Here is a 26,212-nt window from a genome sequence, read left to right as displayed (position 1 = left end):
CTAGCGCGGATATTCATGAATGAAACGTGTTTTTATGAGCGGGTCTGGCGGGGCGGGATCGGCTCCGTCACCGCACCCGCCCGCGTGAACATCGTGTCACGGTGCAGCCAGACCATGACCAGGGCGAGGGCCAGCAGGATCCAGCTGTCCCAGGGCTGCGCATCGGGCCAGAACGGGTTGATCAGCTGCCAGTGGAACAGCATCGGCCAGAGCAGGCTGCCGCCGGTGCGGTTCAGAAGCGGCGTGACCAGCACGCCCAGCACCACGTTGCCAAGGAAGAAGGGCAGGAAGTTCCAGCCGCCAAAGACGGTGCCCGCAAGGAAGAAGGCCGGCAGGTGCCAGATCCCCCAGATCGCGCCCACCAGCATCCCCGCGCCCAGCGGCGCCACGTGGCGTTGCAGCAGCGGTTGCAGCACGCCGCGCCAGCCCAGCTCCTCGATGGGTCCGAGAAACAGCATCATCAGCAGGACGCCGACCATCGCCCCTGCCCCCTCGGGCGGCAGCGGCGCCAGCACCGGCCCGCCCTTCAACAGCGAGCCCGCCACGAAGACGAGCGGCACGCCGAGCAGCACGAAGGCGACCCAGCCCGCCGGCGCCCGCCAGAGCCCCAGCCGCGACAGGAACCGCCCCAGCCCCGCACGCCCCCCCTGCGCCAGCACCAGCGCAATGGCGGCCAGCGCCGGAGACCAGGTGGCCAGGAAGAAGAGCGGATGCGCCCCGCTGATCTCGCCGAACCACCCCGCCGCCCAGCCCGGCGCCAGCACATAGGCCCCGATGATCGCCCAGGTGAGCAGGAAGGTGAGACACAGAAACACCGCAATGGTTCGACCGGACATGGACCCCTCGCATCCCAACACCCCATCCACCCGCCGCCCTAGCAGACATATCGGATTTCGTGAACGTGTTGATCGGAGTCATCTATTGGGGTGGCGCCGCTGTGCACGGCATGATCGGTCATGGATCGCGGCGAGGTGCAGCTAAACGCGGTCGGTGATGACATCAAGGCCGTCGCGGCGAACGGCGGCATCGAAACCAATCTAACGGATGCTGCCAAGCACACCAATGTCGGCCAAGAGGGAAAACACCTACGCTATAGGACATCCACCGTGCCAAACCTAGTTATTCCCGCTAAAACCTACTTCTGCCCAAAGCAGCCTGCGAGCCTCCTCCCAAAGCCTTAGGTCTTCCCCGTCAATGTAGTCGAGGGCGCGGTAAAGGCGGACAACAGCTTCTTGCTTTTCACCCGTCGACAGAAGGCACTTTGCCTCTTCTACCCACGCACGGTTTCTTTGTCTTATCAAATTATTGAAAGTGTTTTCGGCGACAACCAGTTCATTCAGAAGAGAACGATCTCGGGCTATGGCTTTTTGATCGTCTCGTCTTGCATCGTAGTAGGGTTCATTGCCGCGCCTAATCAGGTTCGATACGTGATTTGCAGCTTCGTAAAACTCTACAATCGCAGGAAGCGCATCTGTACAATTCCCATCGGCTACAAGTGACTTGTAACGGTCTTCCATATCTTGAAGGTCGGTCAGGGTTTTTATTGTCTGACCTTCCTCGAACAGTTCGTAGCGCGAAAGATCGGTCGCACTCTCTTCCTGAGCAAGGGCAATGTTGGCGCTGGCTAGAAAAACCAATGCCGCAAATAGCTGTTTCTTCATGAACTCCACCTTTCGGACTTTACAACAACGGGGACTTTGGCTTGAGATTATTTCGACTTATAGTTAATGTTCTGACAGCCACTATCTTTTTACAACACGGCGTCATTTGGTCAAGCCAGATGTCCTCGCCCATCAGCGGTTTTTCCCCGATATTTCCAGAATTTTATAATTTCGAGCTGTGTCATAGTTGACTTCAGGTGCTATTTGCTTGCGACGCCGAAAGCCAGGCATTGACTTGCAAGTTTCAAACGGCGGATTTGTCTCACACACCAGACTGCGGTGCATCGCGGACCGGACCATCACCTCCTGCCTGCCCATCTGAACGTCCCACCAACAAAGCCCCTGGCAACGTGACCGCCAAAAAAACACCGCCCCACTGATCCCTGCGGGCCTGCGGCCTAGCGCCCCCCTACCCCGCCCCGCCCCGGGCGAGGGCGGCCAGGGGGGCGCCTTCCAGCACCAGCCGCATGCCCAGCGTGCCCGAGCCGTTCAGCACCGGGCGTTTGCGCAGGCGCAGGTCGATGGCGGTGATCTCGGGGTGGCGGGCGCAGGCGGCGGCGATGCGGGTCATCAGCCATTCCTGCGTCTCGTAGGGGCCGTCGCGGGCCAGCCGGTCGATCTCGGCGATCAGCGGGTCATAGTCGAACACATGCTCCATCCCGTCCCCCGGCACCAGCACGAAACCGGGATCGAGCGTCAGGGTCAGGTCGAGCAGGTGCGTGTCCGGCACCACGTCGCCCGGGCCATAGGTTCCGATCTCGGTCTGCAGGGCAAGATCGCTCAGGTCGACGGTGCTGTGGCGGGTCATGCGGGCCTCCGGGCTGTGGACCCCCGTCAGGTAGCCCGCCCGCGCGGTTTTCACATCGCCTGTCCCCGGGCGGCGTAGTCGCGCAACAGCCCCACGCGGCGCGGCCGGAAGCTGCGGCCGTTCAGCACCGCCCGCTCCAGCCCCGGCACGTGGAAGATGCGCCAGTCCTGCCGCAGGCAGCACCAGGCCAGGAGCTTCAGCGCCCCCTCGGCATAGCTGATCCCCAGCGGCCAGAGCTCGCGCTCGCTCACCCGGCCGCGCAGGTCGCGATAGGTGACGTCCAGCGCCAGCTCCTCCCAGCAGGCCTGCCGCAGCAGCGCCATCTCCACCACATGCGGCACCGGTGCGGGCGGCGGGCGGAAGCTGCGCAGCACCGTGTGCAGGGCCTGGCGCGCCCGCGCATCGTCCAGCGTCGCGATGATCCGGGCCAGCGCCGCCCGGCCCGCCGCCTCGAGCGCCGCGTCGCCGGTCTGGCGCAGCTCGCCCACGGCCAGGACCAGCGCCTCGATCTCCAGCCGCGAGAAGCTCTGCGGCGGCAGGGCGGGATCCTCGGTCAGCGCATAGCCCACGCCCGCCGCGCCGTCGATCAGCGCGCCGCCGGCGCGCAGCGTGGCGATGTCGCGATAGAGCTGGCGGCGCGAGACGCCGGTCTCCTCGGCCAGCCGCGCCGCGGTGACCGGGGCGGGCAGGCGGCGCAGCGCATCCATCAGGCGCATCAGGCGGTCGGTCCGGGCCATGCTGACGCAAACTGTCAGCAGGGGGGCGCTATGGCAAGCCCACACGCTTTGACAGGAGACATGACCATGCCGACCCTCTACCACGCGCCCTTTTCCCGCTCGACCACGCTGCTCGTGCTGATCGAGGAGATGGGCCTGACCGACCGGATCGAGCTGTGCGAGGTCGCGGTCACGCGCCGCGACGGCAGCGGCGGGCCGGATCCGCGCAATCCCCATCCCGAGGGCAAGGTGCCCTACCTGGTCGACGGCACCGACGCGCTGTCCGAGCGGGGCGCCATCCTCACCTACCTGACCGACCGCTTCCCCGAGGCGGGGATGGGCTGCCCGGTGGGCGATCCGCAGCGCGGCGCCTTCCTGGGCTGGCTGTTCTACTACCAGGGCGTGATGGAGCCGGTGCTGGTCCTGGACGAGGCCGGCTGCGACCACCCGGTGCTGCGCGCCACCTTCCGCGACATGGGCGCGGTCACGGCCCGGCTGGAGGCGGCGCTGGCCCGGGGGCCCTACCTGCTGGGGGCGCGCTACACCGCCGTCGACCTGCTGCTGTCGAGCCCGTTCCACGTGATGCCCGAGGCCATACCCGACCGCCCCGCGATCCGCGACTGGATCCGCCGCTGCGCCGCACGCCCCGCCGTCGCCGCCGTCACCGCCCGCGAGATGGCCACACTGGCGGGGTGAGCGGGCGGCTCGGGTCAGGCCGTGCGGCCCCGAACATGCCGGGCCTCACAGCTCGGAGCGGCTGAAATCCTCGCTGCCGGCCAGGTCGTGCCGGATCACGTCGGCCAGCCAGCCGGTCATGATGTCATAGACCAGCTCGCCCCGGTCCGCGGTGGCCAGCTGCGGATCGCCCGTGATGCCGGAGGTGAAGCCCTCGAAATAGGGTTCGGCCATCTTGTAGCGGCCGACCCCGCCGCCGAGATAGGGCAGCGCGTCCGCGTCGGGCCGGTCCTGCGGCACTGTCGGGTGCCACGGTGCGGCCTTGTCCATGCGGCACAGGTGCGGGGCGGTGGCCAGCATGCGGCAGGTCTCGCCCTCGCCGCCATGACCGTCCTGCGCCTTGGCCTCCATGAATTTCGAGTACCGCGGACGGGCGCCGACCAGCCAGTTCAGCGTCACCACATTGGCCTGTGTGCTTTCGCAAAGCGTCTTGGCGACGATCTGCATCGGCGCGTCGCTCTCGGCATGGAAGCCCAGGAAATAGACCCGGCGAAAGCCCTGGTCGATGATCTCGCGGCCGACCTCTTCCAGCACCCGCATGAAGGTGCGGGCGCTCAGGTTCACGTTGCCGGGCAGCTTGATCGGCGTCTCGGACAGGAAGCCGCGCGGCCCGAAGGGGATCGCCGGGCCGACGATGGCCGGGTGCCCCTCGGCCTGCAGCCGCGCCACGGTGCGCCGGGCCAGCTCGATCCCCTGCATCGTGTCGGCGCCCAGCGGCAGGTGAGCGCCGTGCTGCTCGGTCGCACCCAGCGAGACCAGGATCACCGCATTGGCGTCGATCGCCGCGCCCACCTCGACCGAGGTCATCTCGTCGAAGCTGGGCACCGCGCGATGGTCGGGGGCGGCGCCGGTCATGCCGCGCCCCAGAGCGCGCGTTCCTTGCGGATCACGTCGCAAAGCCACCGGTCGATGATCTCGTAATAGGCCTCGCCGCTTTCGGCGGTGGCGTATTCGGGATCGCCCCAGAGCCCGTCCTCGAACCCCTCGAAGACATGCGGCGGGTATTTGTACCGGCCGATCGCGCCGCCGAGATAGGGCATCTTGTCATGCGCGGCCGGGTCGGCGGGCAGTGCCGGGCGATAGCTGACATACTTGTGCGGGCGCACCAGGTGCGGGGCCGAAGCCAGCATGCGCGCGGTCTCGCCCTCGCCCGCATGCCCCTGCGAGCCGGGGGCGCGCTTGACCGTGCCGTATTCGGGCTGGGTGCCGATCAGCCATTGCACCGACAGCACCGAGGCGTCGGTCTCTTCCGAGACCTCCTTGGCGGCGATCTGCAGGACCGGGTCGCTCTCGGCATGGCCACAGACGAGGTAAATCACCTTGAATCCCTGGCGGGCCAGCTCGTGGCAGATGTCGCGGGTCAGCGACAACAGCGTGGCATGCGAGACATAGACCGAGCCGGGAAAGTCGATCGGACTTTCGCTCTGCACCGCCGAGGGGCCGAAGGGCACGGCCGGGCCGACCAGCAGGGGCACGCCCTCGCGCATCAGCGTCGCCGCCGCGCGGCGCGCGATGTCGACGCTCTGATAGGTGTCGGTGCCCAGCGGCAGGTGGCCGGCATGCTGCTCGGTCGCGCCGAAGGGGACGATCACATGCGCGCCGGCCGCCACGGCGGCGGCCACGTCATGCGAGGTCAGCTCATCGAAGATCGGGATCTCGCGCCATGTGGCGGTGTCGGGATAAGGAAAGGTCATGTCGGCTCCTCGTTGGGTCGGCGTGATCCGGGGGCAGCAGGCCCGCCGGTGGGCGGCAGCGGCGCCGCCGCGGCCTGGGGATGCGGGGACAGCGCAGAGCAGAACCGGCCCACGACCGGCTGCAGCCTGCGGAACAGCGCGGCATTGACAGTGTTCATGGCGTCGAGCCGGGCCACCGCGTCCGAGACCTGCCGTTGCAGCCGCGCCAGGTCGACGGTCAGCAGCCGGCGGTCGCGCACCACCATGCGCCCGTCGATCATCACGTGGCGCACCGCGGTGGCGTCCTCGGCCTGGACCAACTGCATGGTCACGTTGCGCAGCGGCAGCCAATGCACCCAGCCCAGATCGAGGAACACGATATCGGCGGCACATCCCGGCTCCAGCCGGCCGATATGCGGCATGTTCAGCGCCGCCGCCCCGCCCTCGGTCGCGGCGCGGGCGGCCTCGGCGCTGGTCACCCAGCGGGACGGATCGGGCGATTGCACATGTGACAGGTAGCCGGCCAGCCGGGTGACCTCGTACATGTTCTGGTGATCCGCGCAGGAGGCGCTGTCGGTGCCCAGCCCCACGGTCAGCCCGCCATCGAGCAGCGCGCGCATCCGTGGCAGCCCCGAGCCCAGCCGCAGGTTGGAGGAGGGATTGAGCACCGCCACCGCGCCGGCCCCGGCCAGCAGATCGATGTCATGGCCGTTGAGCCAGACCGCATGCGCCACAGACAGCGTGTCGCCCAGCACGCCCAGGTCGGCCAGGTGCTCGGTCAGCGACCGGCCCCAGCGGTTGCGGGCGGTCACCTCCTGGATGCGGGTCTCGGACAGGTGGGTCTGGATCGGCAGGCCGCGGTCGCGCGCCAGCCGCCCGGCCCCGGCCAGGAAGTCGTCGCTGCACAGAAGCGGCACGGTCGGGCCCAGCCCGAAGGCGATGCGGTCGCGCTCGAAGGGCCAGGCCTCGTCGATCGCCGCCAGCCGCGCCAGCAACGCCTCCGGCGTGGGCGCGGTCCAGGGGATGATCTCGTCGCGCAGGTCCGCGGGGATCGCCTCCAGCAGCCCGGGCACCGAGCCCAGGAAACTGCCATCGGCCACCATCGGGGCCACCACCGCGCGCATGCCCACATCGCTGTAGGCGCGCCCGGCGGTGACCATCCCCTCCTGCGAGACGGTGGGGAATTCCCAGAACAGGTCGAAACAGGCGGTGCAGCCCTTCAGCACCATCTCGGCCGCGCCGACCAGCGTGGACAGGTACTTGTCGGCATGGCTGCGGTTGCCGTTGAACCAGAAGCTGCCGGCCAGCAGCGTCTCGAGTGTCAGGTCGTCGGTCAGCCCGCGCGAATAGTGCCCGTGACCATGGGTGTGGCCGTTCACCAGCCCCGGATGCAGCAGGCAGCCGGTTGCCTCGATGACCGGGCAACCCTCGGGCGCGGCAAGGCCGGGCGGGCCAATGGAGGCGATCCGCCCCTCGGCCACCAGGATGTCGGCCGGCGGTGCACTGTCGGCACCGGGGCGCAGCAGGCGACCGCCCCGGATCACGCAGTCGCGGGGCGCGGTCATGCGCGCGCCTGCCCCGTCGCGGTCCGGGCGCCGCACCGGCACAGACAGGCCGCCCCGGCGCCCGGGAGCATCACGAGATCGCCTCGATATAGCGGTTCAGCACTTCGGCCGAGTTCTCGGCATACCATTCCGCATCGGCCGGGATCTGCTTGGCATAGTTCTCGGGCGAGCCGGGATCGAGCGGCTTGAGCGCCTCGGGCACCATCGCGGCGGCCTCCGGGTTCACCGGGCCGTTGCCCAGAAGCTCGAACAGCACGACCTGCGCCGCCGGATCCTGCATCGAGGCGATCAGGTCGAACACCGCGCTGCCGGCCGGGTTGCCCTTCATCACGATCCAGGCGCCGGGCCAGACGATGCCCTGGGCATAGGTGAACTCGATTTCGGCATCGCTTTCGCGGCGCACCACGCTGGCGCGGGTGTTGAACATGTTGCCCATCACCACCTCGCGGTCGCGGAACAGCTGCTGGCTCTCCGAGCCCGAGCCCCAGAAGATCGTGTTTTCCTTGATCTCGGCGATCTTGGCCAGCGCGCGGTCCACGTCGATCGGGTAGATGTCCGCCGGCGCCACCCCGTCGGCCATCAGTGCCGCCTCGAGCTGGCCGTCGATATGGCGGCGCAGCGTGCGGGTGCCGGGATAGTCGGCCAGGTTCCAGAAATCCGCCCAGCCGGTCGGTTCCCAGTCCGGAAAGGCCTTGGTGTCCCAGCAGATCACGTTCGAGAAGATGTAGCTGCCCACCCCCCATTGGCCGGCATGTTCCGGGCGCACCTTGCTGCGGTCGACGATGGTATAGTCGATTTCTTCCAGCAGGCACTGCCGGCCCAGTTCCAGCGAGGCGGGGATGTTGCGGTCGGCCACGTCCCAGGTCACCGCGCCGCTCTCCACCATGCTCTTGATCGCACCCGAGGACGGGCCGGCGCCCTCGACATAGACGGTGTGGTCGGGATCGGCCTGCATGAAGGGCTCGGCAAAGGCTTCGGTCATGGCGGTGACGGCGTCGCCGCCCCAGTTGACCAGCACGATCTCGCGGCCCTGGGCCAGCGCCGGGGTCATGCGGAACACGCCGGCCGAGACGCCCAGCACCCCCAGCACGTTCAGGAAGGTCCGGCGGTTCACCAGCTGGCCGTCGGTCATCTGGCGAAAACGTTCGACGCGGGTTTCGACGTCGGAGGTCACAGTCCTGTTTCTCATGAGAGATTTCCTTGTCTGGTTGAGGGTTGCCTTCGGGTCTTACCGGTCGTCGCGGACGATGCGGCCGGCCTCCGGGGGCCAGTCCAGGCGCAGGGCCTGTCCCGGCTGCGGTTCGAACGCGGCCTGCCAGGTGGGCAAGTGCACGTGGAATTCACCAAGATCGGTGGCCACCCGGCAGCTGATCGTGGCGCCGAGATAGCTCCAGGCCGAAAGCCGGCCGGGCAGCCCCGGCCCCTGCCCGTCATCGGGGCGCACGGTGATCTTCTCGGGGCGGATGGCGAGGATGGCGGGGCGCCCCGCGGCGGGGACGGCGGCGCACTCGGGCACCGGCACGAGCTGGCCCGCCGCCTCGATCACCGGGCGGCCGTCGCGCCGCGCCACCGTGCCCTCGACGTAATTGCTGCGGCCGAGGAAATCGGCGATGAAATGGGTCTTGGGCCGGTCGTAAAGCTCGGCGGGCGCGCCGCTCTGGACCACCTCGCCGGCGCGGATGATGGCGATCTGGTCCGACATGGACAGCGCCTCTTCCTGGTCGTGGGTGACATAGACGAAGGTCACGCCCAGCCGGGCATGCAACGCCTTGAGCTCCCATTGCAGGTCGGCGCGCAGCGACTTGTCCAGCGCCGAGAGCGGCTCGTCCAGCAGCAGCACCCCCGGCTCGAACACCAGCGCCCGGGCCAGCGCCACGCGCTGCTGCTGCCCGCCCGACAGCTGCCGCGGGTAGCGGTCGGCCAGGTGGGAGAGCTGCACCAGGTCCAGCGCGGCGGCGACGCGGGTCGCGATCTCGGACCGCGACCGGCGGCGCAGCTTCAGCGCGAAGCCCACATTGCCCGCCACGGTCAGGTGCGGGAACAGCGCGTAGCCCTGGAAGACCATGCCGAACTCGCGCTTCTCGGGCGGCAGGCCGGTGATGTCGCGCCCGCCGGCCAGGATGCGGCCGGTCTCGGGCCGGGTGAAGCCCGCGATCGACATCAGCAGCGTCGTCTTTCCCGACCCCGAGGGCCCCAGCAGCGTGGTGAAGCTGCCGGCGGGGATCTCGAGGCTGACATCCTTCAGCGCGTAGGTCTCGCCGTATTGCTTGACCAGCCTCTGGATCGTCAGGCCGCTGGCCGCTGTGTCGGGTTGGGTCATGGACAGGCCTTCCTGCTGCAGCGGGATCGGAGAGAGGGTGGCGGCGGATGGCAGCGGGTGCTGACGTGTCATGCAGGCCCCCTTGCGCGGGCGGCCATGCGCCGGTCCCAGGCCATCTTGCCCAGCACGGCCAGGATCGTGGCCAGGATCAGCAGCACGCCGACCGCCGCCACCGCGGGCGAGATGTTGTCCTGAATGCCGTCCCAGATCTGGCGCGGCAGCGTGTCGACACGGCGCCGGGTCAGGAACAGCGCGACCACGATCTCGTCCCAAGAGATGGCGAAGGCGAAGACTCCGCCGGCCAGCACGCCGGGCCAGATATTGGGCAGGATGGTCAGGCGCATCGCCGTCAGCGGCCCGGCGCCCAGGCTGCGCGCCGCCTGCTCCAGCCGCGGGTCGAAATTCGAAAGCACCGCCGAGACCGAGATCACCACGAAGGGGATGCCCTTCATCGCATGCGCCAGGATCAGGCCCGAATAAGTGTCGATCAGCCCGTAATCCACCCAGACCCGGTACATCCCCAAAGCGTGCACGATGGGCGGCACGATCATCGGGGTCAGCGCCAGGATGCGGATCGTCTCTCCCAGCCGCGAGGACAGCTTCCATAAGCCGATGGCGCAGAGCGTGCCCATCACGATGGCCAGCGCCGCTGCCCCCAGCGCCACCACAGTGCTGTCGAAGATCCCCTTGCGCCAGCCGCGATCGGTGAACACGGTCTCGTAATGGCGCAGGGAATAGGTGCCCTCGGGCAGCGACAGGTAGCGTTCGGGCGTGAACGAGATCGGCACCACGATCAGCAGCGGCAGGATCAGAAAGGCGATCAGCAGCCAGGCCAGGCACAGGGTGAAGGCGAATCCGAAGCCGCCGCGCAACCGCTCCATCTCACGCCGCTCCGAACATGGTGCGGAACTTCACGATCCGGCCCAGCACGACCAGCATGGCGAAGACGAGGATCAGCATGCTGGAGGCCAGCGCAGTGCCCTGCCCCCAGGCCAGGGTCTCGTTGACCTGCAGCGCGATGTATTCCGCCACCATGGTCGAGCGCCCGCCCCCCAGCAGCGCCGGCGTGATGTAGAAGCCGATCGAGAAGATGAACACCAGGATCGAGGCGCTGATCAGACCGGGCAGGCTGAGCGGCAGGAAGACCCGCCAGAAGGCGCCGAAGGGCGAGGCCCCCAGCCCGCGCGCCGCCGGCACGTAGCGGGTGTCGATGGTGCGCATGTTGGCCATCAGCGGCAGCACCGCGTAGGGGATCATGTAATGCACCATGCCAAGGATCACACCGAACGGGTTGCGGATGAAGCGGATCGGCTCGTCGATCAGGCCGATGACTTGCAGGGTCTCGTTGACCAGCCCGCGGGTCTGCAGCAGCGCGATCCAGGAAAAGGTGCGGATCAGAACGGACACCCAGAAGGACAGCAGCACCGCCAGCAGCATCCAGCTTTGCCAGCTGGGCGCGGCATGCACGATGGCGTAGGCCAGCAAGTAGCCGAAGAACAGCGACACGACCGAGGACACGACGCAGATCCACAGCGTGGTCTGCACCACGCGCCGCACCGCCGAGCTGGTGAAGATGTCTCGGTAGTTGCCCAGCCCGAATTCGGGCTCGGTGACCGAGATCGTCAGCACCCGCATCAGCGGGTAGAAATAAAACACGCAGAGCACCACGATGGGCAGCAGCGCCATGGCCCAGACGATCAGCTGGGTGCGGTCCATCCGGGGCAGCGCGGGTGCCGCCGGGAGCGCCGCGCCGCTCACCGGCCCACCCCGGTCGACGCGATGGCGGGCGAGAAGCACATCAGGCTCGCCAGTTCGAACAGCACCTGCCCGCCGGCCTGCGCGGTGTTGGTGGTGGCATCGTATTGCGGCGCCACCTCGACGATGTCCGCCCCCACCAGGCTCAGCCCCTTCAGGCCGCGCAGCAGGGCCAGCGCCTCGCGCGTGCTCAGCCCACCCACCTCGGGCGTGCCGGTGCCGGGGGCAAAGGCCGGATCCAGGCTGTCGATGTCGAAGGACAGATAGGTCGGCCCCGCCCCTACCACGTCACGGGCGCGGCGGATCAGGCCGGGCAGCCCGGCCTCGGTGATCTCCTCGGCATGGACCACGGTCATGCCGCTGGCGGTGCTGAACTCCCACAGGTATTCCGACGACCCGCGGATGCCGATCTGGATCGTGCGCGCCGGGTCCAGCACGCCGTCCAGCACCGCGTTGCGGAACGGCCCGCCATGGTGGAAGCGGGTGCCGTCGAACGGTCCGGACGTGTCGCAATGGGCGTCGATATGGATCATGCCCACCGGCCGGTCACGGCCGAGCGCGCGCAGGATCGGGTGCGAGATCGAATGATCCCCTCCGACCGAAAGCGGCACCGCCCCGGCCTCGACGACATGGGTGATCCAGCGCTCGACATCGGCGTGGCTGTCCTCCAGCGCAAAGCGGCTGCGGAACGGCACGTCGCCGGTATCGGCGATGCGCAGATCGCCCACGGGCAGGCAATCGAGCACGTGGTTGTAGGGGCCGATCCGCTCGATGGCGCGCAGCGCGCGCGGCCCGAACCGGGCGCCGGGCCGGTTGCTGACGCCCATGTCCATCGGCATCCCGATCAGCGCCACGTCCAGCCCAGAGAAATCGGGCACTTCCGGATCCATGACGCGCGCCGGCGCCGAGAGCAGCGTCGGGTGCCCGGCAAAGGGCGCGACGCGGGTGCCGTCCTTCGAGAACAGCTGTGCGGCCACCCGGGCAAAGCGGGGATCGGCGATCTCGCCCCCGGAACGGTCCCCGAACCGGGCGCGCAGCCGGGCAAGCTTGTTTGTGTCGTCCTTCATGGGGGCCTCGGTCCTGCTGGTCTGTCTCCAAGCAGGCCCGCAGATGGCACCGGCTTCAATATCGGCCACCGGGAGCAAACATTCCCGCCCCGACATGCAAGGCCCGCGCCATTCGCACTTCGCCCGTTTTCGCGGCACGCTCGCCCGGAACGGGTGGTTTCAGCGGAAAGAATCGACAATGCGCACAAATGTGCGCATTCTTTAACGGGTCCGAAACCCGGGAATCGGCCGCTGGTCTAGGATTTTCCGCAGGCCCCCTGCCCGATATTCGGGCACAGGCGGGCCGGATCGCGGCGAGAGGACCCGGTCATGAACCAGACCAATGTCGGCCAGAAACTGTTCTACAAGGATTTCCGCCTGCTGCGGCTGTTTGCCGAGATCGTCCGGCTGGGCGGTTTCGCACAGGCGCAGGCGGCGCTCAACCTCGGCCAGTCCACCGTCTCGAACCAGATGTCCGAACTGGAACAGCAGTTGGGATTCCGGCTGTGCCATCGCGGCCGTGGCGGGTTCCGCCTGACCGAGGAGGGCGAGCAGGTGATCGAGGCGACCCGCGCCCTGTTCGAGAGTGTCGGCAGTTTCGAGGCCCGCATGGCCAGCCTGCGCGACGGTCTGGTCGGCGACCTGACGGTGCATATCGTCGACCACGTCTCCAGCAACCCTGCCAGCCCGCTGCCCGACGCGATCGACCTGTTCACCCAGAAGGCCCCCGATGCCCGGCTGCGCATTCATGTGGACACGCCCGACAATATCGAGCTGTCGGTGCTGGACGGCAGCTGCGACATCGGCATCGGCGCGTTCTTTCACCACGGCGCCAGCCTGCGCTACGACTGGCTGTTCGACGAACGGCAATTGCTGGTCTGCGGTCGGCGCCACCCGCTCTTTGCGCAGGGCGACACGACGTTGAACCCCGACGCGATCAGCGCCCACCCGTTCGTGTCGCGCAGCTACCTGCGCCAGCAACTGTCCGACGCGCAGGAACCGGCCAGTTTTGCGGCTCACATGGAAGCGGTGGCGCTGATGATCCTGTCGGGCCGCTACCTTGGCTACCTGCCCGACCACCTCGCCGCGCCCTGGATCCAGCGCGACGAGATGCGCGTGTTGCTGGAAGGCGAGATGGGCTATACCGCGCCCTTCGAATTCGTGCGGCGCGTCGATGGCCCGCGCTCGGCCGTGGTCGAGACCTTCACCGACTGCCTGGTCGCCGCGCGCCACCCGCGCGCCACGCCCGGCCAGCCGCACGGCCGACCCGTCCCGCGGGCCGAGGCCGCTCCCGCCCGCCCGCAGGCCTGAGGGTTTCCTCCCAGCCACCTGTTATCCCCTACATTTCCCGCGCACTCCTACCGCCCCGCCGAAAAGCGTTTGACGGCGGGGCGGGGGGTGCTCTAGGCATGAGGCGTCTGTTGGGGTGCCCCTCGGGGCTGAGATGCGGCGACGCAAACCCATTGAACCTGAACCGGTTAGGACCGGCGTAGGAAACAGCCCTTGCGACCGCACGCATGCCGTGCCCGCCCTGCTTCCCGTCCGTCCCGGCCGTTCCGACCCTTGGGAGGGCGTGCATGTGACGGCGACAGTTCTGACCATTGCCGGCTCGGACAGCGGCGGCGGCGCCGGGATCCAGGCCGATCTCAAGACCGTCTCGGCGCTGGGGGCCTATGGCGCCAGCGTCATCACCGCGATCACCGCGCAGAACACCCGCGCCGTGACCGCCGTGCACCCGGTCCCGCCCGAGGTGATCGCGGCGCAGGTGGCCGCCGTGCTGGACGATATCGAGGTGCATGCGATCAAGATCGGCATGCTGGGCGGGCCCGCGCTGGTGGATTGCGTGGCCGAGGCGATCGCGGGCTTTGCCGGGGCGGTGGTGCTCGACCCGGTGATGGTGGCGAAATCGGGCGATGTCCTGCTGCCCGATGACGCGGTGGACGCGCTGGCGCGCCGGCTTGTGCCGCGCGCCACGCTGCTGACCCCGAACCTGCCCGAGGCCGCCCGCCTGCTGCGGGACGAAGCCGCCGGCGACGGGGCCGCGATGCAGGACCAGGGCCACCGGCTGCGCGCCTTGGGTGCCGGCGCCGTGCTGATGAAGGGCGGGCACGGGGGCGGGCCCACCTGCACCGACTGGCTGGTGACGGATCAGGGCGCGCAGCCCTTCACCGCGCCGCGCATCGCCACGGCCAACACCCATGGCACGGGCTGCTCGCTCTCCTCGGCCATCGCGGCGGGGCTGGCGCAGGGCATGGCCCTGGCCGACGCGGTGGGCCGCGCGCATCTGTGGCTGCACGGCGCGATCCGCGCCGCGGACGGGATGCGCATTGGACAGGGCCACGGCCCGGTGCACCATTTCCACGAGCTCTGGGCATGAGGGTGCTGGTCCGGGGCAGCGGCGTTGCCGGGCTGTGCGTCGCGGCCGAGCTGTCGGCGCGCGGCCATGCCGTCACCATCACCGACCCCGCCGGCGGGCCGGGGGCGCAGGCCTGTTCCTGGTGGGCGGGCGGGATGCTCGCCCCGGATTGCGAGGGGGTCACGGCCGAGGAGCCGGTGGTGCGCCTTGGCCGGCAGGCGGCCGATTGGTGGCAGGCGCAGGGCGCCGCCGTGACCCGGGCGGGCACGCTGGTCGTGGCGTTGGGGCGCGACCGGCGCGAGCTGGACCTCTTCGCGCGGCGCAGCACCAACCACCGCTGGCTGGACCGCGACGGCATCGCCGCGGCCGAGCCGCAGCTGGCCGGGCGCTTCGAGCGCGCGCTGATGATGTCTGAGGAGGCGCATCTGGACCCGCGCGCCACGCTGCACGGTTTGCGCGACCGGCTGGTGGCGCGGGGCGTGCGGCTTGTCACCGACGGGGCGTCTGACACGCTGGCAGAGCAGGTGATCGACTGCACCGGGCTGGCCGCCCGCCCTGCCCTGCCCGAGCTGCGCGGCGTCAAGGGCGAGATGGCGGTGCTGCGCGCCCCCGAGATCGACCTCACCCGGCCGGTGCGGCTGCTGCACCCGCGCTATCCGCTCTATATCGTGCCGCGCGGCGACGGGCGCTTCATGCTGGGCGCGACCCAGATCGAGAGCGGCGCGCGCGCGGGCGCCAGCGTGCGCTCGGTGATGGAGCTGCTCTCGGCCGCCTATGCGCTGGACCCTGCCTTCGGCGCCGCCGAGCTGGTCGAGATCGGGGTCGATGCCCGCCCCGCCTTTCCCGACAACCTGCCGCGTCTCACCCGCGCGGGAGACACGCTTTACGTCAACGGCCTGTTCCGCCACGGCTTCCTGCTTGCGCCCGCGCTGGCGCAGATGGCCGCCGCGGCGCTGGAGGGCCAACCGGACCCGGAGATGCTGCATGACCATCACGCTTAACGGCGAACCCCGCGAGACCGCCGCCCGCACGCTGGCCGAGCTGCTGGACGAGACCGGGCAGGCCGGCGCCAAGGTGGCCACCGCGGTGAACGAGGGCTTCGTCCCCGCCGCCCGGCGCGCCGAGACGGTGCTGTCCCCCGGCGACCGGGTCGAGATCGTCGCGCCACGGCAGGGAGGCTGAGATGCCCGTCTTCTACGGCACGGAAATCGCCTCGGCCCTGATGCTGGGCACCGCGCAATACCCCTCGCCCACGGTTCTGGCCGAGGCCTTCCGCCGCTCGGGCGCGGGCGTGGCCACCGTCTCGGTCCGGCGCGAGGCCGGGTCGGGCGACACCGCGCAGGGCCAGCAATTCCGGGCGCTGGTCGAGGCGCTTGGCGTGGCGCTGCTGCCCAATACCGCCGGCTGCCATTCGGTGCGCGAGGCGGTGACCACGGCGCAGATGGCGCGCGAGCTGTTCGGCACCAACTGGATCAAGCTGGAGGTGATCGGCCATGCCGACACGTTGCAGCCCGATCCCTTCGGCCTGGTCGAGGCGGCGCGCCTGCTGACGGATGAGGGCTTTGCCGTCTTTCCCTATTGCACCGAGGACCTGGTCCTGTGCGAGCGGCTGCTGGAAGCGGGCTGCGAGGTGCTGATGCCCTGGGGCGCGCCGATCGGCACGGGGCTGGGGCTCAACAATCTCTACGGGCTGCGGTCGCTGCGCGCGCAGTTCCCGGAGGTACCGCTGGTGGTGGATGCCGGGCTGGGCCTGCCCAGCCAGGCGGCGCAGGCGATGGAGCTGGGCTATGACGCGGTGCTGTTGAACACCGCCGTGGCCAAGGCGGGCGATCCCGCCGCCATGGCCGAGGCCTTTGCCGGGGCGGTGGCCGCCGGGGCGCTGGCCCACCGCGCCGACCCGATGCCGCCGCGCGACATGGCCGAACCCTCGACCCCGGTGCTGGGCAAGGCCTTCCTGACATGACCCTGCCGCGCTTCTATCCGATCTTCGATGACGTGTCCTGGCTGCAGCGGATGCTGCCGCTGGGGGTGCGGCTGGTGCAGCTGCGGCTGAAGGACCGGCCCGCGCCCGACCTGCGCGACCAGATCGCCCGCGCGCGCGATCTCTGCCGCGATTATGGCGCCACGCTGGTGGTCAACGATCACTGGCGGCTGGCGATCGATCTGGGCTGCGACTGGCTGCACCTGGGGCAGGAAGACCTGGACGGCGCCGATCTGGGCGCGATCCGCAGGGCCGGGCTGCGGCTGGGGATCTCGACCCATGACGACGCGGAACTGGCCCGCGCGCTGGCGCTGTCCCCCGATTACGTGGCGCTGGGGCCGATCTACCCGACCATCCTGAAACGGATGAATTGGCACCGGCAGGGGGTCGAGAAACTGACCACGTGGAAATCCCGCATCGGGGACACGCCGCTGGTTGCCATCGGGGGCATGCGCGTCGACCGCGCGCCGGGCGCCTTTGCCGCCGGGGCGGACGTGGTCTCGGCCGTGACCGACATCACGCTGAACGCGGACCCCGAGGCGCGGGTGCGCGCCTGGCTGGAGGTGACGGGATGAGCCGCTATGCCCGCCAGATCGCCGTGCCGGAATTCGGCGCGGCCGGGCAGCAGGCGCTGGACGCCGCGCATCTGCTGGTGATCGGCGCGGGCGGGCTGGCCGCGCCGGTCTTGCAATACCTTGTCGGCGCCGGCGTGGGCCGGATCCGGCTGGTCGATCCCGACACCGTGGCGCTGTCGAACCTGCACCGCCAGACGCTGTTCCGCATGGATGACATCGGCGCGCCCAAGGTGGTGGCCGCCGCCCGCCACATGGACGCGCTCAACCCCGAATGCCGGGTGGAGCCGCTCGCCACGGCCTTCGACCCGTCCAATGCCGCGAGGCTCTGCGGGGGCGTGACGCTGGTGCTGGACTGCGCCGACAGCCTCGCCGCCAGCTACATCGCCAGCGACACCTGCCAGGCGCGCGGCCTGCCGCTGATCTCGGCCGCGGTGGTGGGACAGGCGGGCCATGTCGGCGGGTTCTGCGGGCCCGCGCCCTCGCTGCGGGCGGTGTTCCCCGACCTGCCCGAACAGCCCGGCAGCTGCGCCGAGCAGGGCGTGCTGGGCCCGGTCGTGGGGCTGCTTGGCGCGCTGCAGGCGCAGATGGCGCTGGCCGTGCTGACCGGCGCCGCGCCCTCGCCGCTGGGCCGGGTGGTGACCTGCGACGCGGCGAGTTTGCGCTTTGGCGGCTTCCGCTTCGACGGCGCGCCCGAGCCCGAGGGCGGCCCCCGCTTCATCGCACCCGACGCGCTGCGGCAGACCGACTTCCTCGTCGACCTGCGCGGTCCGGACGAGCCCGGCCCCGCCCTGCCCGGCGCGACGCGCCATGCCGTGGCCGAATTCGGGCCGGACGGCCCCTGCCCTGCCCCCGGCCAGCGCGCCGTGCTGGCCTGCCGCTCGGGCCTGCGCGCCTGGCAGGCGGCGGAGCGGCTGCGCGCCCATTGGCCGGGCGAGATCGCCCTGATGGCGCTTGGCGCCCCCCCTTCCCCACCGGAGACCACCGAATGAAACATCTTCTGCTGACCGCCCTGATCCTGGCCGCGCCCCCGGCGCTTGCGCAGGATCGCCTGACGCTGATCCTCGACTGGTTCGTGAACCCCGATCACGGGCCGATCATCGTGGCGCAGGAACAGGGCTATTTCGCCGACCAGGGACTGGCGGTCGAGGTCGTGGCCCCCGCCGATCCCTCGGACCCGCCCAAGATGGTGGCCGCCGGGCAGGCGGAACTGGCGATCTCCTACCAGCCGCAGCTGCACCTGCAGGTGGCCGAGGGGCTGCCGCTGGTGCGGGTGGGCACGCTGGTCGCCACGCCGCTGAACTGCCTGCTGGCGCTGGAGGACGGCCCGATCGAGACGATCGCGGATCTGGAGGGCGGCACGATCGGCTTCTCGGTCGCGGGCGTCGAGCAGGCGCTGCTCGGCACCATGCTGGCGCGCCACGGGCTGGCGCTGGAGGACGTGCGGCTGGTCAACGTGAACTGGTCGCTCTCGCCCTCGGTCATGTCGGGGCAGGTTGACGCCGTGCTGGGCGCCTTCCGCAATTTCGAGCTGAACCAGATGGCGCTGGAAGGGGTGGCGGGGCGCTGCTTCTATCCCGAGGAAGAGGGCGTGCCCGCCTATGACGAGCTGATCTATGTCGCCAATCCCGATCGGATGGATCCCGACCTGCTGCGCCGCTTCCTGCGCGCCACGGAACGCGCCACGCAATACATCGTCAACCACCCCGAGGAGAGCTGGGAGATCTTTGCCGGCAGCGCGCCCGAGCTGGATGACGCGCTGAACGAGATGGCCTGGGCCGACACGCTGCCCCGCTTCGCCCTGCGCCCCGAGGCGCTGGACGAGGACCGCTATGCCCGGTTCGAGGCCTTCCTCGCCGAGACCGGGCTGGTCGAGGGCACCCGCCCCGTGGACGCCCTGGCCGTGGACCTCGGCGCGCAATGAGCGGCCCCCCGGGACAGGGGCAAACGCCGTGAGCGCCGCGCCCGCGCTGGAGGTGACGGGCCGCGCCGAGATCGCGGGCCGGACGCTGTTCGAGGACCTGTCCCTGCAGGTGCCCGCCGGGCGCTGGACCTGCCTGCTGGGCCCCTCGGGCATCGGCAAATCGACCCTGTTGCGCCTGCTGGCGGGTCTGGCCGGGCCGGTCACCTTCACCGGGCGCTGCGGGGCGGCGGATGGCACGCCGCTGCAGGGCCGGGTCGCGCTGATGGCGCAGGACGACCTGCTGCTGCCCTGGCTGGACGTGGCCGGCAATGCCACGCTGGGCGCCCGGCTGCGCGGCCGGCGCGCCGATCCCGCCCGGCTGGACCACGTGCTGGCACAGGTCGGGCTGGCCGATCTGGCCACGCGCCGCCCGGCGGAACTGTCGGGCGGGCAGCGCCAGCGCGCCGCGCTGGCCCGCACCCTGATGGAGGATCGCGCCGTGGTGCTGCTGGACGAGCCCTTCTCGGCGCTGGATGCGCGCAGCCGCGCCCGCATGCAGGAGCTGACCGCCGACAGCCTGCAGGGCCGCACCGTGCTGCTGGTCACCCATGACCCGGCCGAGGCCGCGCGGCTGGGTCACCGCATCGTGGTGATGACCGAGCGCGGGCTGCACGACCTGGCCCCGCCGCCCGGCCCCGTGCCGCGCCCGGCGGGCGACGCCGCCACGCTCAGGCTTCAGGCCGAGCTGCTCGAGATCCTGCGCCGTGACGCGCCCACCGCGCGGGCCGCGGGATGAGCGGGCTGCGCGCGCTGGCCGCCTCGGCGCTGCTGGGCCTGGCGCTGTGGCAGGGGCTGGTCTGGGTCACCGGCCTGCCCCGTTTCATCCTGCCCGGCCCCGCCCGCGTGGCCGAGACCCTGTGGCAGAGCCGGGCGCTTTTGGCCGAACACGCGCTGGTCACCATGGCCGAAGTGCTGATCGGGCTGGGGCTGGGCACCGTGCTGGGCGCGCTCTCGGCCATCGGGCTGGCCGCCTCGGCCCGCGCACGGCGGCTGGTCGGCCCGCTGCTGGTCTTCAGCCAGGCGGTGCCGGTCTTTGCGCTGGCGCCGCTCCTGACGCTGTGGTTCGGCTACGGGCTGGGCTCCAAGGTCGCGATGGCGCTCATCATCATCTTCTTCCCGGTCACCGCCTCGTTTCTCGACGCGCTGATGCGGCCCCATCGCGACTGGCAGGGGCTGGCGCGGGTGATGGGCGGCAGCCCGGCACGCATCCTGTGGCATATCCGCATTCCCGCCGCCCTGCCCGGCCTGGCCACGGGGCTGCGGCTGGCCGCCGTCTACGCCCCCATCGGGGCGGTGATCGGCGAATGGGTCGGCGCCTCGCGCGGGTTGGGCTACCTGATGCTGCTGGCCAATGGCCGCGCCAAGACCGACCTGATGTTCGCCGCGCTGATCGTGCTGGCGGTGTTCACCGTGCTGCTGCACGCCGCCGTGAACCGCGCCACCCGGCCGCTGCTGGCGCGGGACTGAGCCCGCTCAGACCCCGATCTCGACCCGCCGCAGCCCGGGAAATTCCAGCTGCGCGGTGCCGGTCAGCAGCCGCAGGTGATGGGTCTGGACATATTGCGCCTGAAAGCGCGAGGGCGCGCGCAGCTGCAGCACCCCGCCCTCGCAGCCCGCCATGCGCAGCGCGGCGAACCAGCTGCGATGCAGCGCGGGCTCCAGCTGTTCCAGCCGGGCCAGCGTGCGCGCCCAGGGGTCGGCCCGGGTCTCGGTCGGTGTGGCCGGAGTCTCGGGTCGGGGCGCGGCGAAATCCACATGCACCACGCGCGGCGGTGTCTCCGGGGCGGCCGGCGCCTGTCGCGCCATGCGGTCGGAATAATCGGGACCCACCCGCTCCCAGACCGGGGCGCTGAGGCGGTGGATCTCGGCGACGTTGAGCCGGTAGGCCGCGACCCGCCCGCGCACGCCGGGGCGCAGCTGCAGCAGGATCTGCGCCGTGGTCAGGCGCTTGATTTCGCGCTTGACGGTGCGTTCATCCACCGACCAGAGCCGCGCCATCTCGCGCTGGCCGACGGTCAGCTCGTCCCGCGCCCAGTTGTAGCGCGCCGTCACCAGCGCCACGAGCCGCATCATCGAGGTCTGGAAGCCCGGGCTGCCGTTCAGCCCGGCCACCGAGATCGCGGTGAGCAGGTCGTATTTCTGGGACCCCGCCTGCGGTCCGGTGAAGCGCCTTGCATCCGTCACTGCCACTCTCCTGCCACCGGGACCGTCTTCTCTGCGTCCGATTCCCGCTCTGTCCCCGAGTGTTCACTAATCCCGTTTTTTGTCAACAAGGAGTTAAATACGGGAACGTGCCCCCAAATCCTCAAGAAAAGGAAAAGAGAGGTATATTGGTATAGGGGGACTCTCTGCTGTCACCCTATCGGTCCTGCCCTGTCACCCTATCGCTGGGGGACCAGGCCCGGTTGTCACCCAAAGCGTTGCGCGGGGACCACGGAAATCCCGTCTTTGAGCGCGCGCCGCAGAAAATCGCGATTTCGCGGAATTCCCGTTTTGGCATTTCGCGAAATCCGGTTATTCAGGCTTCAATAACAGATAACGCGAGTGAGGTCATGCGAGATCATTCCAACCTTCAGGCCATGAACGAACGAAGCCTTGCGCAGCAGGCGGCGGTGCGCCGGGCGACCTTCTCGCCCGCCGAGGAAAAGAGCCTGCGCCCCTTTTCGATCTGGGAGATCAGCCAGTTCATGTTCAACGTGCCGGCCGACACGCTGCGCAAGAAGCTGGCCGACGACCCGTCGCTGCCGCAGGGCGCCACCGAGGAAGAGGGCCGGCAGCGCTGGTTCTCGCTGGCCGAGATCAACGAGTTGCGCCGCCGCATCCGCTTTCGCGGCAAGACGCTGTTGCCCGAACGCCCGGCGGGCCGGGCGATGCGCGTGGCGGTGTCGAACTTCAAGGGCGGCGTCGGCAAGACCGTGGTGGCCCAGCACCTGGCCAATGCCGCGGCGCTGGACGGCTACCGCGTGCTGGTGGTGGATTTCGACCCGCAGGCCACGCTGACCCATTCCATGGGGCTGGTCGAGGTGAAGGAGTGGAACACGGTCTGGGGCATCATGTGCCGCGATCTGTGCCGCGAGGCCGACCGCATCGCCGCCGCCTATGACGACCCGGCCGACTGCCCCTACCCCACCGCCGACGAGCTGCCCGAGGACGTGCAGTCGATCGGCGCGCAGCGGGTGCAGGATTTCATCCAGAAGACCGCCTGGCCCACGATCGACATCATCCCCTCCTGCGCCAATGCCGCCTTCGTGGAATTCGCCAGCGCGCAGTACCGCGCCATGCACAAGGCCTGGAGCTTCTTCGGCTGCGTGGCGCGCTATCTCGACGAGCTGCCCGACGACCAGTTCGACCTGATCATCTTCGACTGCCCGCCGGCCATCGGCTACCAGTCGCTGAACGCGGCCTTCGCGGCCGATATTCTCTACATCCCCTCGGGGCCCGGCTACTGGGAATATGACAGCACGACCAGCTTCCTCGGCCAGCTGGGCGACGCGCTCGAGGATATCTCGGAAGGCTATGCGAAGATCGCGCAGGATGCCGGCATCACCCTGCCCAAGCAGTTCGACGACATCCGCCTGCTGATGACCCGGTTCGAGGCCTCGAACCCGCTGCATGCCGCGATGATGGAGGCGTTCCGCAACGTGTTCGGCGCCGATGTCTGCCGCAACGCGATCGAGATGACGCGCGCCGTCGAACAATCCGGCCGTTTCCAGATGTCGGTCTACGAGCAGGATTATCGCCAGATGACGCGCGAGACATGGAAGCGCGCGCGCCAGAGCTTCGATGCCACCTACGAGGAGTTCAAGGAGGTGGTGCTGGGCGCCTGGGCGCGTCGCGACAGCAAGCAGGAGGTTGAGGCATGAGCCGGAACAAGTTCGGATTCGGCCCGATCGAGACGCCGGAGACCCCCAAGCGCAAGCGCAACCCCGGCCCCATGGGCACCGCCGTGCGCGAGGCCGCGGGCGCGATGGCCGAAAGCACCGAGAGCCTGGTCGAGCAGCGCCGCCAGAACGCCGCCGATGCCAAGGAATGGCGCCGCGCCCAGGGCGAGGGCCGCGTGCTGGTCGAGCTGCCGATCGGCGACATCAGCACCGACGCGCTGCCGCGCGACCGGCTGGACCTGGACGCGGTGGCCGCCTCGGACGAGATGGAGGAGCTCAAGACCTCGATCCGCGAGCGCGGACAGAAGGAGCCGATCGAGGTCTTCGCGGTCGAGGGCGGCTACCAGCTCAAGAAGGGCTGGCGCCGGCTGACCGCGCTGCGCCAGCTGCATGCCGAGACCGGCGATGACCGCTATGCGCGGGCCGTGGCGCGGGTGGATGCGGGGCAGGGCAGCCGGATCGACCTCTATATCGACATGGTCGAAGAGAACGTGATCCGCGAGGATCTGAGCTTTGCCGAGATGGCGCAGGTGGCGATCATCGCCGCGCGCGAAGAGGGGCAGGGCGCGGCCGAGCTGGTCAGCCGGATCTACGCCTCGCTGCACAAGATGAAGCGCAGCTATATCCGCAGCTTCGTCTTCCTGCTGGAAGAGCTGGGCGAGACGCTGCACTTCCCCAAGGCGGTGCCGCGCAACCTGGGCGTCGAGGTGGCCCGCCGCCTGCAGGCCAGCCCGGACGAGGCCGAGGGGCTGCGCGCCGAGCTGGCGCGCGCCACCAGCGCCGAGGAACAGGCCGGCGTGCTGCGCCGCTTTGCCGAGGGCGGGGCGCGGAACGCGAAGAAAGCACCGGCGCCGAAAAGCGTGAAATACGAGTTCCATGTGGGCCAGTCCAAGGTCACCGCGCGCAAGGGCGAATGCCGGATCCTGTCCGAGGTGGATTTCTCCTCGGTCGACCGGACCCGGCTGCAGCGCGCGGTCGAGGCTTTCGAGGCGGCGCTGAAATCGTAACCCGCGGGTTACTCCACCGACCGTAACCCATGGGTTACCCGCAACGCCCCGCCCGACCCGGCGGGGCGTTCTGCGTCGCGGGGGCCTAGCGGGCAACGAAGCGCGCGGTGAAGGCGTGGCGCTCGGGCGCGGGGGCGTCCTCCTGCAGCAGCTCCACCGCGCAATGGGCCAGCGCATCGACGGGGATGCTGACGGTGGACACGCCCGCGCCGATCCAGCTGTAGAAGGACGGATCGCCATAGCCCACGAAACCGAAGGGCCCGTCGGGGCGCTGCCCGGCGCTCAGCAGCGCGATCAGCGCGCCGTTCGAGATCTCGAACCCGCCGCAGACCGTGGCGGTGGCGCTCTCCAGCAGGCGGTGCAGCCCGGCGCGCCCGGTCTCGGCCGTGGGGGCGCCGGTGATGACCAGCGGCGCCTCTTCGCTCAGCCCGGCCGCCGCCAGCCCGGTGCGATAGGCCGCCAGCCGCACCCGCCCCGAGGACAGCGCCGGGGTGGCGCCGATATAGCCGATGCGGCGGTGCCCGGCGGCGGCCAGGTGCAGCACCGCGTCGCGGATCGCGCCGGCATCGTCCACCTGCACGGTGGGCACCGGCTGGCCGATATCGCGCTCGCGGATCAGCTGCAGCACGCGCATCGCCTGAAGATGCGGCCGCCCCGCCTGGGACTGGCCCGGCGTGGGCACCATCACCACCGCGCGGGCCTGCAATTCCTGCAGGCGGCGCAGCGCCTGGGTCTCGGCGTCGATATCGTCGCGGGTCAGGTGGATGGTCAGGTGCAGCGCCGCCTCTTCGCAGGCCATGGCCATGGTGTCGGCAAAGCGGGCATAGAACTCGTTCACGATATTGGGCAGCAGCAGGCCCACGATGCGCATCCGGTCGCCCCGCATCGCGGTGGCGGCGGCGCTGCGCACATAGCCCAGCTCCTCGGCGCGTTTCAGCACCGCCTCGCGCGTTTCCTTCTGCACGTTGGGGTGATTCGACAGCGCCCGCGACACCGTCATGTGCGAGATGCCAAGATCGCGGGCGATGGATTTTATCGTGACACGGGTGGGCACTGTGGTCCTTTCTTTTCGACCTCCTAGCACCGATCTCAATCGCAGTCTTGACACAAATCGTGGATTCGACGACATATGTTCACGTGAACAATGTGCCAGCAACTGCCCGACGGATCCCAAGATGATCGCCTGCGACCTCGACCCCGACACGCTGACGGCCCGCTGCCGCGCCCTGATCGAAGAGCTGGGCCTCGGCCGGGCCGCGGATGTGGGTGCGGTCACGCCGCTGACCGGCGGCGTCGCCTCGGACATCGCGCGGGTCGAGCTGGGCGGCCGGGCGCTTTGCGTGAAATTCGCGCTGCCGCGGCTGCGGGTGGCGGCGGACTGGCGCGCGCCGGTGCATCGCAACGCCGCCGAATATGCCTGGCTGAGCGTCGCCGCGCAGGTCTGTCCCGACAGCGCCGTGGCGCTGCTGGGCCGCTCGGAGACGCAGCACGGCTTCGCCATGGAGTACTTGGAGGGGCAGGGGGTCACCCTGTGGAAGGCCGCGCTGCTGGAGGGCCGCGCCCGGGGCGGCGAGGCGGGGCAGGTGGCGGACCTGCTGGGCCGGATCCACGCGCAGTCCGCCACGCCCGGCTTCGACCGCACCCCTTTCGACAACCGCAAGGATTTCTACGCCCTGCGGATCGAGCCCTACCTGGTCGAGGCCGGCCGCGTCCATCGCGACCTGGCCGACCCGCTGCGCGCCCTGGCGGCGATGCTTTACGACAGCGCGCAGGTGCTGGTGCATGGCGATGTCAGCCCCAAGAACATCCTCTTCCGCGACAGCGGGCCGGTGCTGCTGGATGCCGAATGCGCCACGATGGGCGATGCCAGTTTCGACCTGTCCTTCTGCCTCAACCACCTCGTGCTGAAGGCCGCGCATCTGCCGGGCAGCCGCGCGCTGCTGGGGGCCGAGATCGCGTCCTTCTGGCAGGCCTACGCCCCGCATGTCACGTGGGAGCCAGCCGCGGCGCTCGAGGCGCGGGTCTGCCGCCTGCTGCCGGGGCTGATGCTGGCCCGGCAGCAGGCGGCAAGTCGCCGGTCGAGTACCTTGCCCCCGCCACGCGGGCGCAGGTCCGCGCCCTGTCGCGGCAGCTGATCGCGCAGCCCGTGACGCGGCTGGAGGATCTGCGCCGA

At 69.8% G+C, this 26,212-nt stretch carries 28 protein-coding genes and 1 riboswitch; of the genes, 14 read left to right on the top strand and 14 right to left on the bottom strand.

Features of this window, described 5'->3' with window-relative positions; translation table 11 throughout:
- Positions 1 to 32: 32 nt before the first annotated feature.
- The 4 genes from AVJ23_RS15795 to AVJ23_RS15785 form a co-directional block, all read right to left on the bottom strand.
- Positions 33 to 815 (bottom strand): CPBP family intramembrane glutamic endopeptidase, encoded by a 783-nt coding sequence (locus AVJ23_RS15795; protein ID WP_240484680.1) that lies wholly within the window; start codon positions 813 to 815, stop codon positions 33 to 35.
- A gap of 300 nt (positions 816 to 1,115) precedes the next feature.
- Complete coding sequence (locus AVJ23_RS22865; RefSeq protein ID WP_157772686.1) at positions 1,116 to 1,661, bottom strand: hypothetical protein; 546 nt, start codon at positions 1,659 to 1,661, stop codon at positions 1,116 to 1,118.
- Between the two features lie 409 nt (positions 1,662 to 2,070).
- The gene (locus AVJ23_RS15790; protein ID WP_058863173.1) at positions 2,071 to 2,469 is read right to left on the bottom strand and encodes a dihydroneopterin aldolase; all 399 of its coding nucleotides are present in this window, start codon (positions 2,467 to 2,469) and stop codon (positions 2,071 to 2,073) included.
- A gap of 50 nt (positions 2,470 to 2,519) precedes the next feature.
- The gene (locus tag AVJ23_RS15785; protein WP_058863172.1) at positions 2,520 to 3,206 is read right to left on the bottom strand and encodes a helix-turn-helix transcriptional regulator; all 687 of its coding nucleotides are present in this window, start codon (positions 3,204 to 3,206) and stop codon (positions 2,520 to 2,522) included.
- Positions 3,207 to 3,266: 60 nt separating this feature from the next.
- Here AVJ23_RS15785 and AVJ23_RS15780 point away from each other — a divergent pair, with 60 nt between their 5' ends.
- Entirely contained in the window at positions 3,267 to 3,881 is a 615-nt protein-coding gene (locus tag AVJ23_RS15780) for a glutathione S-transferase family protein (RefSeq protein WP_367576931.1), read from the top strand.
- A gap of 45 nt (positions 3,882 to 3,926) precedes the next feature.
- On the opposite strand, the gene AVJ23_RS15775 is transcribed toward AVJ23_RS15780, so the two are convergent.
- The 8 genes from AVJ23_RS15775 to speB all read right to left on the bottom strand — a co-directional run bounded on the left by AVJ23_RS15775 (position 3,927) and on the right by speB (position 12,300).
- The gene (locus AVJ23_RS15775; protein ID WP_058863171.1) at positions 3,927 to 4,775 is read right to left on the bottom strand and encodes a creatininase family protein; all 849 of its coding nucleotides are present in this window, start codon (positions 4,773 to 4,775) and stop codon (positions 3,927 to 3,929) included.
- Positions 4,772 to 5,614: a creatininase family protein gene (locus AVJ23_RS15770; protein WP_058863170.1), complete on the bottom strand. Its 843-nt coding sequence runs from the start codon at positions 5,612 to 5,614 to the stop codon at positions 4,772 to 4,774. The genes AVJ23_RS15775 and AVJ23_RS15770 overlap by 4 nt, the downstream gene beginning before the upstream one ends.
- Positions 5,611 to 7,158, bottom strand: a complete 1,548-nt coding sequence (locus AVJ23_RS15765; RefSeq protein WP_058863169.1) for an amidohydrolase family protein — start codon at positions 7,156 to 7,158, stop codon at positions 5,611 to 5,613. Before AVJ23_RS15765 ends, AVJ23_RS15770 begins: the two co-directional genes overlap by 4 nt.
- 70 nt (positions 7,159 to 7,228) lie before the next feature.
- Positions 7,229 to 8,347: an ABC transporter substrate-binding protein gene (locus tag AVJ23_RS15760; protein WP_084794656.1), complete on the bottom strand. Its 1,119-nt coding sequence runs from the start codon at positions 8,345 to 8,347 to the stop codon at positions 7,229 to 7,231.
- 39 nt (positions 8,348 to 8,386) lie between these two features.
- A complete protein-coding gene (locus AVJ23_RS15755) occupies positions 8,387 to 9,550 on the bottom strand; it encodes an ABC transporter ATP-binding protein (RefSeq protein WP_205626870.1) in 1,164 nt (387 codons plus the stop codon).
- Positions 9,547 to 10,359 carry an ABC transporter permease gene (locus tag AVJ23_RS15750; protein WP_058863166.1) on the bottom strand — a complete coding sequence of 271 codons (813 nt, stop codon included), beginning with the start codon at positions 10,357 to 10,359 and terminating at the stop codon, positions 9,547 to 9,549. The genes AVJ23_RS15755 and AVJ23_RS15750 overlap by 4 nt, the downstream gene beginning before the upstream one ends.
- A 1-nt stretch (position 10,360) precedes the next feature.
- Positions 10,361 to 11,194 carry an ABC transporter permease gene (locus AVJ23_RS15745; RefSeq protein ID WP_058863198.1) on the bottom strand — a complete coding sequence of 278 codons (834 nt, stop codon included), beginning with the start codon at positions 11,192 to 11,194 and terminating at the stop codon, positions 10,361 to 10,363.
- A gap of 38 nt (positions 11,195 to 11,232) precedes the next feature.
- Positions 11,233 to 12,300 carry an agmatinase gene (speB, locus tag AVJ23_RS15740; RefSeq protein ID WP_058863165.1) on the bottom strand — a complete coding sequence of 356 codons (1,068 nt, stop codon included), beginning with the start codon at positions 12,298 to 12,300 and terminating at the stop codon, positions 11,233 to 11,235.
- A gap of 309 nt (positions 12,301 to 12,609) precedes the next feature.
- Here speB and AVJ23_RS15735 point away from each other — a divergent pair, with 309 nt between their 5' ends.
- The 10 genes from AVJ23_RS15735 to AVJ23_RS15690 all read left to right on the top strand — a co-directional run bounded on the left by AVJ23_RS15735 (position 12,610) and on the right by AVJ23_RS15690 (position 20,618).
- Positions 12,610 to 13,590, top strand: coding sequence for a LysR family transcriptional regulator (locus AVJ23_RS15735; protein WP_058863164.1), 981 nt, complete (start codon positions 12,610 to 12,612; stop codon positions 13,588 to 13,590).
- Between the two features lie 101 nt (positions 13,591 to 13,691).
- Positions 13,692 to 13,792: riboswitch (TPP riboswitch) on the top strand.
- A 66-nt stretch (positions 13,793 to 13,858) separates the two neighbouring features.
- Complete coding sequence (thiD, locus tag AVJ23_RS15730; RefSeq protein WP_058863163.1) at positions 13,859 to 14,656, top strand: bifunctional hydroxymethylpyrimidine kinase/phosphomethylpyrimidine kinase; 798 nt, start codon at positions 13,859 to 13,861, stop codon at positions 14,654 to 14,656.
- Complete coding sequence (locus AVJ23_RS15725) at positions 14,653 to 15,636, top strand: FAD-dependent oxidoreductase (RefSeq protein WP_058863162.1); 984 nt, start codon at positions 14,653 to 14,655, stop codon at positions 15,634 to 15,636. The genes thiD and AVJ23_RS15725 overlap by 4 nt, the downstream gene beginning before the upstream one ends.
- Positions 15,620 to 15,817 (top strand): sulfur carrier protein ThiS, encoded by a 198-nt coding sequence (thiS, locus tag AVJ23_RS15720; protein WP_058863161.1) that lies wholly within the window; start codon positions 15,620 to 15,622, stop codon positions 15,815 to 15,817. The genes AVJ23_RS15725 and thiS overlap by 17 nt, the downstream gene beginning before the upstream one ends.
- A 1-nt stretch (position 15,818) precedes the next feature.
- Positions 15,819 to 16,598 carry a thiazole synthase gene (locus AVJ23_RS15715; protein ID WP_058863160.1) on the top strand — a complete coding sequence of 260 codons (780 nt, stop codon included), beginning with the start codon at positions 15,819 to 15,821 and terminating at the stop codon, positions 16,596 to 16,598.
- Complete coding sequence (locus AVJ23_RS15710) at positions 16,595 to 17,191, top strand: thiamine phosphate synthase (RefSeq protein WP_058863159.1); 597 nt, start codon at positions 16,595 to 16,597, stop codon at positions 17,189 to 17,191. The genes AVJ23_RS15715 and AVJ23_RS15710 overlap by 4 nt, the downstream gene beginning before the upstream one ends.
- Positions 17,188 to 18,180 (top strand): HesA/MoeB/ThiF family protein, encoded by a 993-nt coding sequence (locus AVJ23_RS15705; protein ID WP_058863158.1) that lies wholly within the window; start codon positions 17,188 to 17,190, stop codon positions 18,178 to 18,180. The genes AVJ23_RS15710 and AVJ23_RS15705 overlap by 4 nt, the downstream gene beginning before the upstream one ends.
- Positions 18,177 to 19,112, top strand: coding sequence for an ABC transporter substrate-binding protein (locus AVJ23_RS15700; protein WP_058863157.1), 936 nt, complete (start codon positions 18,177 to 18,179; stop codon positions 19,110 to 19,112). The genes AVJ23_RS15705 and AVJ23_RS15700 overlap by 4 nt, the downstream gene beginning before the upstream one ends.
- A 28-nt stretch (positions 19,113 to 19,140) precedes the next feature.
- A complete protein-coding gene (locus AVJ23_RS15695; protein ID WP_058863156.1) occupies positions 19,141 to 19,887 on the top strand; it encodes an ABC transporter ATP-binding protein in 747 nt (248 codons plus the stop codon).
- Positions 19,884 to 20,618 carry an ABC transporter permease gene (locus tag AVJ23_RS15690; protein ID WP_058863155.1) on the top strand — a complete coding sequence of 245 codons (735 nt, stop codon included), beginning with the start codon at positions 19,884 to 19,886 and terminating at the stop codon, positions 20,616 to 20,618. The genes AVJ23_RS15695 and AVJ23_RS15690 overlap by 4 nt, the downstream gene beginning before the upstream one ends.
- Positions 20,619 to 20,624: 6 nt before the next feature.
- On the opposite strand, the gene AVJ23_RS15685 is transcribed toward AVJ23_RS15690, so the two are convergent.
- Entirely contained in the window at positions 20,625 to 21,335 is a 711-nt protein-coding gene (locus AVJ23_RS15685) for a DnaA N-terminal domain-containing protein (protein WP_058863154.1), read from the bottom strand.
- Positions 21,336 to 21,703: 368 nt separating this feature from the next.
- Here AVJ23_RS15685 and AVJ23_RS15680 point away from each other — a divergent pair, with 368 nt between their 5' ends.
- Together AVJ23_RS15680 and AVJ23_RS15675 are read left to right on the top strand one after the other, a co-directional pair.
- Positions 21,704 to 23,014, top strand: a complete 1,311-nt coding sequence (locus AVJ23_RS15680) for an AAA family ATPase (protein WP_099045525.1) — start codon at positions 21,704 to 21,706, stop codon at positions 23,012 to 23,014.
- Complete coding sequence (locus tag AVJ23_RS15675) at positions 23,011 to 24,039, top strand: ParB N-terminal domain-containing protein (protein ID WP_058863153.1); 1,029 nt, start codon at positions 23,011 to 23,013, stop codon at positions 24,037 to 24,039. The genes AVJ23_RS15680 and AVJ23_RS15675 overlap by 4 nt, the downstream gene beginning before the upstream one ends.
- An 85-nt stretch (positions 24,040 to 24,124) precedes the next feature.
- Here the strand turns inward: AVJ23_RS15675 and AVJ23_RS15670 are convergent, their stop codons facing one another.
- On the bottom strand, positions 24,125 to 25,093 hold the full coding sequence (locus AVJ23_RS15670) for a LacI family DNA-binding transcriptional regulator (protein ID WP_058863152.1): 969 nt from the start codon (positions 25,091 to 25,093) through the stop codon (positions 24,125 to 24,127).
- A 121-nt stretch (positions 25,094 to 25,214) separates the two neighbouring features.
- Here AVJ23_RS15670 and AVJ23_RS15665 point away from each other — a divergent pair, with 121 nt between their 5' ends.
- Positions 25,215 to 26,174, top strand: a complete 960-nt coding sequence (locus tag AVJ23_RS15665) for a phosphotransferase family protein (RefSeq protein ID WP_058863151.1) — start codon at positions 25,215 to 25,217, stop codon at positions 26,172 to 26,174.
- Positions 26,175 to 26,212 lie beyond the last annotated feature (38 nt).

Source organism: Pseudoponticoccus marisrubri, assembly GCF_001482405.1.
GTDB lineage: Bacteria > Pseudomonadota > Alphaproteobacteria > Rhodobacterales > Rhodobacteraceae > Pseudoponticoccus > Pseudoponticoccus marisrubri.
Note: the sequence above shows the minus strand (reverse complement) of the source record. Positions and strands in the feature narration are given on the sequence as shown.

Excerpts from the sequence above, each read along its gene's own strand:
- AVJ23_RS22865 (WP_157772686.1), bottom strand. The coding sequence starts at position 1,661 with ATGAAGAAACAGCTATTTGCGGCATTGGTTTTTCTAGCCAGCGCCAAC.
- AVJ23_RS15790 (WP_058863173.1), bottom strand. The coding sequence starts at position 2,469 with ATGACCCGCCACAGCACCGTCGACCTGAGCGATCTTGCCCTGCAGACC.
- AVJ23_RS15785 (WP_058863172.1), bottom strand. The coding sequence starts at position 3,206 with ATGGCCCGGACCGACCGCCTGATGCGCCTGATGGATGCGCTGCGCCGC.
- AVJ23_RS15780 (WP_367576931.1), top strand. The coding sequence starts at position 3,267 with ATGACCATGCCGACCCTCTACCACGCGCCCTTTTCCCGCTCGACCACG.
- AVJ23_RS15775 (WP_058863171.1), bottom strand. The coding sequence starts at position 4,775 with ATGACCGGCGCCGCCCCCGACCATCGCGCGGTGCCCAGCTTCGACGAG.
- AVJ23_RS15770 (WP_058863170.1), bottom strand. The coding sequence starts at position 5,614 with ATGACCTTTCCTTATCCCGACACCGCCACATGGCGCGAGATCCCGATC.
- AVJ23_RS15765 (WP_058863169.1), bottom strand. The coding sequence starts at position 7,158 with ATGACCGCGCCCCGCGACTGCGTGATCCGGGGCGGTCGCCTGCTGCGC.
- AVJ23_RS15760 (WP_084794656.1), bottom strand. The coding sequence starts at position 8,347 with ATGAGAAACAGGACTGTGACCTCCGACGTCGAAACCCGCGTCGAACGT.
- AVJ23_RS15755 (WP_205626870.1), bottom strand. The coding sequence starts at position 9,550 with ATGACACGTCAGCACCCGCTGCCATCCGCCGCCACCCTCTCTCCGATC.
- AVJ23_RS15750 (WP_058863166.1), bottom strand. The coding sequence starts at position 10,359 with ATGGAGCGGTTGCGCGGCGGCTTCGGATTCGCCTTCACCCTGTGCCTG.
- AVJ23_RS15745 (WP_058863198.1), bottom strand. The coding sequence starts at position 11,194 with ATGGACCGCACCCAGCTGATCGTCTGGGCCATGGCGCTGCTGCCCATC.
- speB (WP_058863165.1), bottom strand. The coding sequence starts at position 12,300 with ATGAAGGACGACACAAACAAGCTTGCCCGGCTGCGCGCCCGGTTCGGG.
- AVJ23_RS15735 (WP_058863164.1), top strand. The coding sequence starts at position 12,610 with ATGAACCAGACCAATGTCGGCCAGAAACTGTTCTACAAGGATTTCCGC.
- AVJ23_RS15725 (WP_058863162.1), top strand. The coding sequence starts at position 14,653 with ATGAGGGTGCTGGTCCGGGGCAGCGGCGTTGCCGGGCTGTGCGTCGCG.
- thiS (WP_058863161.1), top strand. The coding sequence starts at position 15,620 with ATGACCATCACGCTTAACGGCGAACCCCGCGAGACCGCCGCCCGCACG.
- AVJ23_RS15715 (WP_058863160.1), top strand. The coding sequence starts at position 15,819 with ATGCCCGTCTTCTACGGCACGGAAATCGCCTCGGCCCTGATGCTGGGC.
- AVJ23_RS15710 (WP_058863159.1), top strand. The coding sequence starts at position 16,595 with ATGACCCTGCCGCGCTTCTATCCGATCTTCGATGACGTGTCCTGGCTG.
- AVJ23_RS15705 (WP_058863158.1), top strand. The coding sequence starts at position 17,188 with ATGAGCCGCTATGCCCGCCAGATCGCCGTGCCGGAATTCGGCGCGGCC.
- AVJ23_RS15700 (WP_058863157.1), top strand. The coding sequence starts at position 18,177 with ATGAAACATCTTCTGCTGACCGCCCTGATCCTGGCCGCGCCCCCGGCG.
- AVJ23_RS15690 (WP_058863155.1), top strand. The coding sequence starts at position 19,884 with ATGAGCGGGCTGCGCGCGCTGGCCGCCTCGGCGCTGCTGGGCCTGGCG.
- AVJ23_RS15680 (WP_099045525.1), top strand. The coding sequence starts at position 21,704 with ATGCGAGATCATTCCAACCTTCAGGCCATGAACGAACGAAGCCTTGCG.
- AVJ23_RS15675 (WP_058863153.1), top strand. The coding sequence starts at position 23,011 with ATGAGCCGGAACAAGTTCGGATTCGGCCCGATCGAGACGCCGGAGACC.
- AVJ23_RS15665 (WP_058863151.1), top strand. The coding sequence starts at position 25,215 with ATGATCGCCTGCGACCTCGACCCCGACACGCTGACGGCCCGCTGCCGC.